Genomic DNA, 8,646 nt, shown 5'->3' on the forward strand with positions numbered 1-8,646 from the left:
TGTGACACCCGAAGCACCGTCCGTAACATAGGAGTTGGACACGAGTCGGGTACGAGGGGGAGCGGACGTGGCCATGGACGGGCTGGTGGAGTTCACGACGGAGGACGGCGCGCTCGTGGTGGTGGAGGACGTCGCCACCAGATCCGGCACCCGCCTCGTCTCGCGCGGCGACGGGCCTGCGCTGGCGACGCGCACCTTCGAGGGAGCGCTGGAGGGCGTGCGGGCGGCGGCCTCGGCCGCGCTGCGGGTCTTCCGGGACGGGAGCCTGCGTCCCGACGCGGTGGAGATCGAGTTCGGCGTGCGGATGTCCGCGGAGGCCGGCGCCGTCATCGCGAAGGGGTCGACGGAGGGCCACCTGGTCGTCAAGCTCAGCTGGTCCCCCGAACCGCCGTCGGCGCCGGACACGCCCGGCCGGACCGTGCCGGGGCAGACCGCGCCGGACCCGGAGCCCGCCGACCGCTGATGAACAGCGCCGCCTGGCACGCCCGGATCCACTGTGGCAACGAGGTGGGGGCCGGCTTCCTCGTCGCCGGCCGCCGGGTGCTCACCTGTGCCCATGTCGTCCGGGGGAGCGACCGGGCGGCGGTGACCGTCGTCTTCCCGCACGCCAGGGAACTGGGCGAGCTGCCCGCGTCGGTCGTCGCCCACGGCGGCTGGGCGGGGGACGCCACCGACCCCGGCGACATCGCCGTGCTCCAGCTCGACGACGACGTCCCCCTGGTCCCGGCCGGCTTCGCGCCGCCCGACACCGCCTGCACCGAGCCGTACCCCAAACTGGTCGCCTACGGCTTCCCCGAGGGCTACGACGAGGGCACGCTCGCCGAGTACCAGGCCGTTTCGGGCCAGTTGATCGCCGACGAGTGGCTGGAACTGGTCGCCTGGAACGGCCATGGGCAACCGCTCGTGGCCGGATTCAGCGGGGCGGCGGCGACCCTGCCCGACGGCAGGGTGGTCGGCATGGTCACCGCGGCCTCGGGCACGCCCGAGGTGCGCAAGGGCCGGATGCTGCCCCTGGACGTGATGGCCCGGTACTGGCCCGAGCTGGGCGAGCTGGTGCCCACCCCCGGCCACCGGGACGACGCTCGCCGGCAGCTGTACGCGCTGCTGCGGCGGGCCGCGGGCGACGGCCGGGAGTGCGATCCGAACCGGCTGTACGTGGACGCGGTGGGCGCCTTCGGGCCGCCCCTGCCGCCGGGCGGCTTCACCTCCCTGTGGGCGGCCGCCGCGTATGTGCAGTGGGAGGTGCCGGACCCGGGGGCGGTGAGCCGGTTCACCGGCCGGCTGCGGGACCTGCTGGACTCGGGCCCGGCCCGGCCACCGGACTCCCCCGCCACGTCGGCCTGGTCGCCGGTCGTCGTCGAGATCGATCACAGCGGCGCCGGGCTAGACCAGGTGACCGTGGAGGTGTCCGCGTACCGCGACGGGCAGCGCCGGCCGGTGGGCACGCGCCGGCTGCCGCGGACCGGCGTGCGGGCCTACGTCCAGGGCCGCATCGACGAGGCCGTCGCCCACCTCGCCCCGGACGCAGACGAGCTGGTGACGTTCGTCCTGCCGCGCGAGTGGCTCAACGAAGCGGTGGCGCACTGGGAGTGCGGCGCGGACGACAGCACGCCCCTGGGGTGCGCCTATCCCCTGGTGGTGACCGACCGCGCGCGCCACCACAGCGGCCGGCTGCGTCACCAGCTGCGCAAGAAGTGGCAGCGGCTGGACTCCGGGCGCGGCGTCGAGGTGCACCGTGTCGAGTGCGGCACCCAGGAGCGGCCGCCCAGCCTGCGCAAGCGGCTGTGGGACGGCGAGGCCGGGCTGGCGGGCTTCGCGGCCCCGCCCGCGGCGGCACGCCGGCACTTCGAGGTCGGTCTCAACGTCCCCGTACCGGTCCTGCTGTGGTCCCGGACCGGCTGTCCCGGTGCCGGGCACCCGGATCCGTCCTGCCCCGGCAGCGCGTTCCTGGACCGGCTCTCCACGGCGGTCGCCGGCGTACCGCTCGCCGAACTCCCGCGCCACATCATGGCTTTACGGCTGACCGCGGACGCCGACGACGAGCCGGACCTGCACTGGGCGAGAGACCTGCAACTGCTCTGGGACGATCCACGCTGCTTCCCCGAGCCCGCCGCGAGCCTGCGCTCACCCGTCGACTGACCGACCGCGCCCCCCACGGAGAAGAAGAACCCATGCCCCTGTGGCCCGTCTACACCGGTACGAACGAGCCGCACGACGGCATCACGAAGCTGCCCCCGCCACCGCCCTGGCGGGCCTTCGACGGCGGGCCGGTGCTCGACGCGCCGGACGCGGCCGCCGGCGTCCCGGCCGTCTCCCCGGACCGCATGCACCGCGCCGAGACGTACCAGGCCACGGAGCAGACGGTCCAACTGGTCAACGCGGCCCTGTATCTGCGCCGTCCGCTGCTGGTCACCGGGCCGCCGGGCACGGGGAAGTCCTCGCTCGTGTACGCCGTCGCCCGCGAGCTGCGGCTCGGCCCGGTGCTGCGCTGGAACATCACCAGCCGCAGCACGCTCCACGACGGCCTCTACCAGTACGACCCGCTCTCGCGGCTGTACGCGGCCCGGCACCAGGCCGTCCGGCAGGACCGGGCCGAGGACACGGCCGACGAGTCGGGCGTCGAGCACCATCTGCGCCTGGGCCCCCTCGGCACCGCCCTGCTGCCGTACACCCGCCCGCGCGCCCTGCTCATCGACGAGATCGACAAGAGCGACCTCGACCTGCCCAACGACCTGCTGAACGTGCTGGAGGAGGGCCAGTACGAGATCCCCGAGCTGGTGCGCGCGTCCCGGGGCGCACCGGACGGCGTCGCCGAGGTGCTGGTCGACGGCACCGAGGAGCGGGTCCCGGTGGCCCGCGGCCGGATCCGCTGCCGGTCCTTCCCCTTCGTCGTCCTCACCAGCAACGGCGAGCGCGAGTTCCCGCCCGCGTTCCTGCGCCGCTGCGTCACGCTGCATCTGCGCCAGCCGGACGACCGGCACCTCGCCGGGATCGTCCGCGCCCACCTGGGCGAACCCGACGCGTACGCGCGGACCCTGATCGACCGCTTCCTGTCCCGTACGGGCGTCGGCGACCTGGCCACCGACCAGCTCCTCAACGCGATCTACCTGGCTCGCTCGGTCGACCTGGACGCCGAGTCCCTCGACCGGCTGGCCGAACAGCTGATGCCGTACCTGGGGCCGGCCGCCGAGTCCGATGTCTTCTGAACGCCCGGGCCCCCGGGATCCCCTGGCCCGCCTGGCGGACATCCTGGCCGAGGCGACCCGGGGAGCCCGGCCGACCCCGCTCGAACTGGCCGAACTGCTGTGGCTGGCCCGTCAGATGGGCCCCGACGGCACCGGCGACGCGACCTCCGGGCGCGGACTCCCGGAGCGGGAGGCGGCGCACCCGCACCCGCCTCCGCTCCCACCGGACCGGGACGAGGCGCCCGGCCGGGAGCCCGCCCCGGCTCCCGAACCGCCCGCCCGCGTCCCCCTGCACCTGCCCTCCCGCCGTCCCGCCCCGGCGGCGGGCCGGCCCCACACCACGCTGCTGGCCCCGGCGCCCCCGATGCTGCGCCACCCGCTCGCGCTGCAGCGCTCGCTGCGCCCGCTCAAGCGCCGCATCGACGCGCCCGTGGGCCACGAGCTGGACGAGCGGGCGACCGCCGACCGCATCGCCCGCCTCGGCGCGTCCCCCGAGTGGTGGCTGCCGGTGATGCGACCCGCGCGGGAGCGCTGGCTGCGCCTGAACCTGGTGTACGACGCCGGCCCCACCATGCCGGTCTGGCGGCCCCTGGTCCGCGAGCTGCACACGGCCCTGGCCCAGTCGGGCGCCTTCCGCACGGTCGCCCTGTACCGCGCCACCGCCGACGGCCGCGTGCGCGGCCCCGACGCGCACGACACCGCCGACGGCCGTACCGTCACCCTCCTGATCAGCGACTGCATGGGCCCGCAGTGGCGGGAGGGCCCCGCGGGCACCCTCTGGTACGCCACCCTGCACCGCTGGGCGCGCCGGATGCCCCTGGCCGTCGTACAGCCGCTCCCGGAGCACCTGTGGCGGGACACGGCCCTGCCCGCCACCCCCGGCCGCCTGTCGGCCCCGTACCCCGCGGCCCCCACGGCGGCGCTCGTCTTCACCCCCTACGAGCGGCCCGAGGAGCCGGCGGAGCCCGAGCCCCGGGAGTCCGCCGATACCGGCGGCGCGGTCCACCTGCCCGTGCTGGAGCCGGAGCCGCGGTGGCTGGCGCACTGGGCCGCGCTGCTCTCGACCCCGGGCGGAGCCGAGTTCCCGGCCGCAGTCGCCGAGTTGGGCCGTCCCCTGCCGGCGGACGCCGAGGACCGTACGGACGTCGGCCTGCTGTCCGCCGGGGAACTGGTGCTGCGGTTCCGGGCGGCCGCCTCGCCCGAGGCGTTCCGGCTGGCCGGCCATCTCGCGCTGGGGCGGCCGGACCTGCCGGTGATGCGCCTGGTCCAGGCCGCCGTCGAGCCGGATCCGCGCCCCCAGCACCTGGCCGAGGTCATCCTCAGCGGCATGCTCACCACCGTCCCGGGCGGGCCGCCCGACTCCTACGCCTTCCGGGACGGCGTTCGCGAACTGCTCCTGCTCGGCCTGCCCCGCACCGCCCGCAACCGCACCACCGAACTCCTCGGGCGCATGGGCGAGTTCATCGACCGGAGGGCGGCACGGGCACCCGGTGAGTTCCGGGCGTCGGTGCCCTCAGCGCGGGGCGCGGGGACGGCCGTGGAGGGCGATCCGTTCGCCACGGTCAGCCAGGACAGCGTGCGGCGGCTGGCGGCGGCCGCCGACGGAAGGCTGTTCGCGGGGCGGTGGTGATCCGCACGGAGACCGGCTCGCCCGCGTGTCTGAGGGCGTTGCTCAGGCCCTCCTGCACGATCCGGTACGCCTCCCGGGAGACCAGCGGCGGCAGGGCGGCGGGGTCGGTGCCGACGGTGGCCGTCACCGGCTGCCCGGCGGCCCGGGTGCGGCTCAGCAGCCCCTCCAGGTCGGCCGCGAGCGTCGGCGCGGGCGCCGTGCCCGGACCGTCGCCGTCCCGCAGCACACCGAGTACGGCGTCGAGTTCGCCGACCGTGCGGCGGGTGGTGTCCTCGATCGCGGCGAGCGCCTCGCGGACGAACTCCGGGTCGCTGTCCAGGAGGCGGCGGGCGGCGCTCGCCTGGAGGGTGACCGCGCTCAGGGCGTGGCCGACGGAGTCGTGCAGCTCGCGGGCGAGCCGGTTGCGGACCGCGAGGTCGGCGGCGCGGGCCTCGGCGGCGGCCAGCAGGTCCTGCGGGGTGGGCCCGAGCAGGGCCGGCGCCCAGCGGGCCAGCAGGGCCGCGCAGCCGGCGGCACACGCGGCGAGCGCCAGCAGCATGGCCAGGCCCGCGACCGGGGCGAGCGCCAACGCCCAGCCGTGCCAGAGCACTTCGGGCAGGCCGAGCCGGGAGTCGCGCAGCCCGGCGAACACCGGCAGCACGATCAGCACCACCGCGAACGGCGGCACGGCCAGCGACATGCCCGAGAGGATCCCGCCGAACCCCAGGTGGAGCGTGAACCAGGCGGCCGTGCGCACCCGTTCGGCCCGGGTGCGCGCCGGACCGTGCGCGAGGGCGTCCCCGTCGATCCCGCACAGTGCGCGGGCGGCGGCCGACTCCAGCGGACGGGTCAGCGGGAAGAGCGAGGTGACCGCGGCGAGCGGCAAGCCGACGCCGAACGAGCCCAGTTGGAGGGGGAGGGAGCTGAACACGTCGTTCACGCCGGTGAGCGGTCCGAGGACCACCGAGCCGACGAGGACGTACGGCATGGCGAGCGCGCCGCCCAGGATCAGATGGATCCAGCGGCGGCGCGCCCGACCTCCGAACAGCAGGCCCAACGCCCTTGTCACGGCGTGCCCTTGGCGGACCGCTCGGCGAGGAGGCGGACCGTGAGGGCCGCCACGAGGAAGCCGACGATCATCTGCCCAGCGTAGGTGAGGCCCAGCAGCGGCGTCGGCCTCTCGCCGGTCACCAGCCCGGCGAGCGACACCCAGCCGCCCCAGCAGGCCACGGCCGCGGAGCCGGTCCAGGCCAGCGCCAGCGGCACGGCGACCGGCAGGGTCCGGCCCCGGCGGAAGGCGAGCTGCCAGGCGCCGGTGACGGCGGCGGCGAGGAAGAGGGCGAGGACGACCTCCATGCGAGGGTCGCCGCTTCGGCCCACCCCGGCCGTGGCTCCGCAGGCCCGCAGCAGCCGCACCCCTGCCGGGACCAGGGCGATGAGCGCCGCCGCCACGGCCGTCGGCCGTCTCGCGTCCGCCGCGCCCGGGACGGGCAGCTCCCGCACCCGCCCCCGCCACAGGCGGCCCCAGCGGTCGCGCGCGTAGCCGGCGAAGAGCGCGCCCAGCGCCAGCCCCTGGACGATGAACCCGCCGTACACCACCCCGAAGACCCACTCGGCGAGGAACGACTCGTCTCCGCCGCCTCCGCCACCGCCGCCGAGGGCGAGTTGCAGCGGGAAGCCCACCATGATGGGCGTGAGCAGCCCCGTGGCGCACCACATCGGCACCACGAGCGGCAGGGTGGGCACCCGCCGCCCCCAGGGCCGGGTCAGCAGCTGCGCCAGGACGACCACGGCCGCGTCCATCAGCACGGTGAGGCCGTTGACGAGCGCCAGGGTCAGCCGGTGCTCCAGCAGCGGGCTGCCGTCCGGGATGCCGAGGTGACTCCCGGCGATCCAGGCGATCTTGAGCGACCGGTACGGCAGACAGGCGCCGTCGGCGATCCACCGGAGCACGCGGCGCCGGGCGCCGACGGCGACGGCGACGGCGGGCGCCGCGGGAGCGCTCGAGTAGGTCATGCCCCAACGCTCCCGTGCGGCCGGGGGCGTTCACCTCCTGCGGCCCGACGATCCGGCTCCGCCGCGCGGGGGAGGCGCTCAGGCGTCCAGGATGAGCACGACCTCGTCGATCTCGTGGCCCCGCCCGTTGGCGAACCCCCGGACGCGGACGGACTCGCGGAAGCCGCATTTGGCCAGGACGCGCAGCGAGGCGGCGTTGTCGGCCGCCGCCCGCGCGTACAGCGGGCGTTCGGGGACCTCGGCGAGCAGCGCGCCGAGGGCGGCCGTCGCCACGCCCCGGCCCCAGTACGCGCGGTCGATCCAGTACGTCACCTCGCGCTCGCCGGGCTCCCCGTAGACCGCCGCGCTGCCCGCCACCCGTCCGTCGGCCAGCACCGTGCGCAGTACGTCCGAGGAGGCGCGGATGCGTTTCCAGCGGGCCTCGAAGGCGTCCGGGTCGGCCGGATCCTTCGGGCCGAACGCGGCCATCCGGACCGCCTCCGGGTCGGTCATCTGCCGAAAGAACACCGGCAGATCCTCGTCCTCCACCATCCGCAACGCGATCTCCATGACTACCGACCCTACGACGCCCACCACCCCGGACCACCTGGGACACGACCACGTCGGCGACGCGCGCGCCCACCTGTGATCCGCGACGCCATGCCCGTGGGGCTGTGGGTGCGCGTAGCGACTTCGCGTCCTCGTCGGGAGACCCACCGCCGCCGGGCCGTGGATTCGGCGGCCCGGTGGACGGGGGTGTGGCGTGGTCAGAGTCTGCGGGTGGCCAGGGTCAGGCGGTCGCGGGCGTCGAACAGGGCGTCCTTGATCATCTGTTCGTGGGCCGGGGTCAGCCGGGCCACCGGCACCGAGCAGCTGACGGCGTCGCGGGCGGGGGTGCGGTACGGGATCGCCACGCCGAAGCAGCGCAACCCCACCGTGTTCTCCTCGCGGTCGACCGCGAAGCCCTGCTCCCGCACCTGGTGCAGCTCCTCGATGAGCTTCTCCCGGTCGGTGAGGGTGTTCTCGGTGAGCCCGGGCAGGGTCTCCGGCAGCAGCTTGCGCACCTGCTCGTCGGTGTACGTGGCGAGGATCGCCTTGCCCAGGGAGGTGGAGTGGGCCGGCAGCCGGCGCCCGACGCGGGTGAAGGGCCGCAGGTAGTGCTGGGACTGCCGGGTGGCCAGATACACGACGTTGGTGCCGTCGAGCCGGGCGAGGTGGATGGTCTCCGTGGTGTCGTCGGAGAGCCGGTCAAGGGTCGGGCGGGCGGCGGCCACCACCTCGTCGCCGTCGATGTACGACGTGCCCACGAGCAGCGCCCGCACCCCGATGCCGTACCGCGTGCCCGTCGCGTCCGTCTCCACCCAGCCCAGCTCCACGAGCGTGCGCAGCAGCATGTACAGGCTGGACTTGGGGTAGCCCACGGCCTCCTGGACGGCCGCGAGGGAGTGCATACCGGGCCGGCCGGCGAAGTACTCGAGCAGCTCGACGGTCCGTACCGCGGACTTGACCTGCGCCCCGCCGCCTGCTTCGACTGCCGTCATCGCACTTGACCCCTTCGTTCGACGAGGACCTGAGATATATAGTCTCCGAGCAGCATATTCATCATCAGAGACGGTGTTCAGTATATCGAACGCGGACTGATGGACGACCGAGTTGTCTCGTGATTTGCGGCCTTACTGGGAGGGACCCGCGGTGGCAGCAGCACCAGTCTGGAGTGTCGACCCGCGCACCGGGAAGCAGCGAGAACAGGTTGCGGTGGAGGCCACGGCCCAGGAGGTGGACGCCACCGTCCGGGCGGCCCACGCCGCGCGCGGCGCCCTCGCCGACCGCGCGATCCGCTCCGCCAACCTGCGCTCT

Annotated in this window: 8 protein-coding genes and 1 pseudogene; 5 read left to right on the top strand and 4 right to left on the bottom strand. The window is 75.1% G+C overall.

Features of this window, described 5'->3' with window-relative positions; genetic code table 11:
* The first annotated feature begins 73 nt into the window (after window positions 1-73).
* The 4 genes from ACWEN3_RS08780 to ACWEN3_RS08795 are packed head-to-tail and all read left to right on the top strand — an operon-like array spanning window position 74 to window position 4,815.
* On the top strand, window positions 74-463 hold the full coding sequence (locus ACWEN3_RS08780) for a CU044_2847 family protein (protein ID WP_452967475.1): 390 nt from the start codon (window positions 74-76) through the stop codon (window positions 461-463).
* Window positions 463-2,139, top strand: a complete 1,677-nt coding sequence (locus tag ACWEN3_RS08785; RefSeq protein WP_452967454.1) for a VMAP-C domain-containing protein — start codon at window positions 463-465, stop codon at window positions 2,137-2,139. The genes ACWEN3_RS08780 and ACWEN3_RS08785 overlap by 1 nt, the downstream gene beginning before the upstream one ends.
* Before the next feature lie 32 nt (window positions 2,140-2,171).
* Entirely contained in the window at window positions 2,172-3,206 is a 1,035-nt protein-coding gene (locus tag ACWEN3_RS08790) for an AAA family ATPase (protein WP_452967457.1), read from the top strand.
* Complete coding sequence (locus tag ACWEN3_RS08795; RefSeq protein ID WP_452967460.1) at window positions 3,196-4,815, top strand: SAV_2336 N-terminal domain-related protein; 1,620 nt, start codon at window positions 3,196-3,198, stop codon at window positions 4,813-4,815. Before ACWEN3_RS08790 ends, ACWEN3_RS08795 begins: the two co-directional genes overlap by 11 nt.
* Here ACWEN3_RS08795 and ACWEN3_RS08800 read toward each other — a convergent pair.
* From ACWEN3_RS08800 to ACWEN3_RS08815, 4 genes are all read right to left on the bottom strand, one after another.
* Window positions 4,748-5,863, bottom strand: coding sequence for a sensor histidine kinase (locus tag ACWEN3_RS08800; RefSeq protein WP_452967463.1), 1,116 nt, complete (start codon window positions 5,861-5,863; stop codon window positions 4,748-4,750). The two genes, ACWEN3_RS08795 and ACWEN3_RS08800, sit on opposite strands and share 68 nt — an antisense overlap.
* Complete coding sequence (locus tag ACWEN3_RS08805; protein ID WP_452967465.1) at window positions 5,860-6,810, bottom strand: hypothetical protein; 951 nt, start codon at window positions 6,808-6,810, stop codon at window positions 5,860-5,862. Before ACWEN3_RS08805 ends, ACWEN3_RS08800 begins: the two co-directional genes overlap by 4 nt.
* A 78-nt stretch (window positions 6,811-6,888) precedes the next feature.
* A complete protein-coding gene (locus tag ACWEN3_RS08810; RefSeq protein WP_452967467.1) occupies window positions 6,889-7,359 on the bottom strand; it encodes a GNAT family N-acetyltransferase in 471 nt (156 codons plus the stop codon).
* Between the two features lie 197 nt (window positions 7,360-7,556).
* Window positions 7,557-8,330 (bottom strand): IclR family transcriptional regulator, encoded by a 774-nt coding sequence (locus ACWEN3_RS08815; RefSeq protein WP_452967470.1) that lies wholly within the window; start codon window positions 8,328-8,330, stop codon window positions 7,557-7,559.
* Window positions 8,331-8,481: 151 nt separating this feature from the next.
* On the opposite strand from ACWEN3_RS08815, the pseudogene ACWEN3_RS08820 reads away from it, so the two are divergent.
* A pseudogene (locus tag ACWEN3_RS08820) lies at window positions 8,482-8,646 on the top strand (aldehyde dehydrogenase (NADP(+))); the annotation flags it as partial.

This window comes from Streptomyces sp. NPDC004561 (assembly GCF_053602155.1).

Bases quoted from the DNA above. Each gene is read 5' to 3' on its own strand.
- ACWEN3_RS08780 (WP_452967475.1), top strand. From the start codon at position 74: ATGGACGGGCTGGTGGAGTTCACGACGGAGGACGGCGCGCTCGTGGTG.
- ACWEN3_RS08785 (WP_452967454.1), top strand. From the start codon at position 463: ATGAACAGCGCCGCCTGGCACGCCCGGATCCACTGTGGCAACGAGGTG.
- ACWEN3_RS08790 (WP_452967457.1), top strand. From the start codon at position 2,172: ATGCCCCTGTGGCCCGTCTACACCGGTACGAACGAGCCGCACGACGGC.
- ACWEN3_RS08795 (WP_452967460.1), top strand. From the start codon at position 3,196: ATGTCTTCTGAACGCCCGGGCCCCCGGGATCCCCTGGCCCGCCTGGCG.
- ACWEN3_RS08805 (WP_452967465.1), bottom strand. From the start codon at position 6,810: ATGACCTACTCGAGCGCTCCCGCGGCGCCCGCCGTCGCCGTCGCCGTC.
- ACWEN3_RS08810 (WP_452967467.1), bottom strand. From the start codon at position 7,359: ATGGAGATCGCGTTGCGGATGGTGGAGGACGAGGATCTGCCGGTGTTC.
- ACWEN3_RS08815 (WP_452967470.1), bottom strand. From the start codon at position 8,330: ATGACGGCAGTCGAAGCAGGCGGCGGGGCGCAGGTCAAGTCCGCGGTA.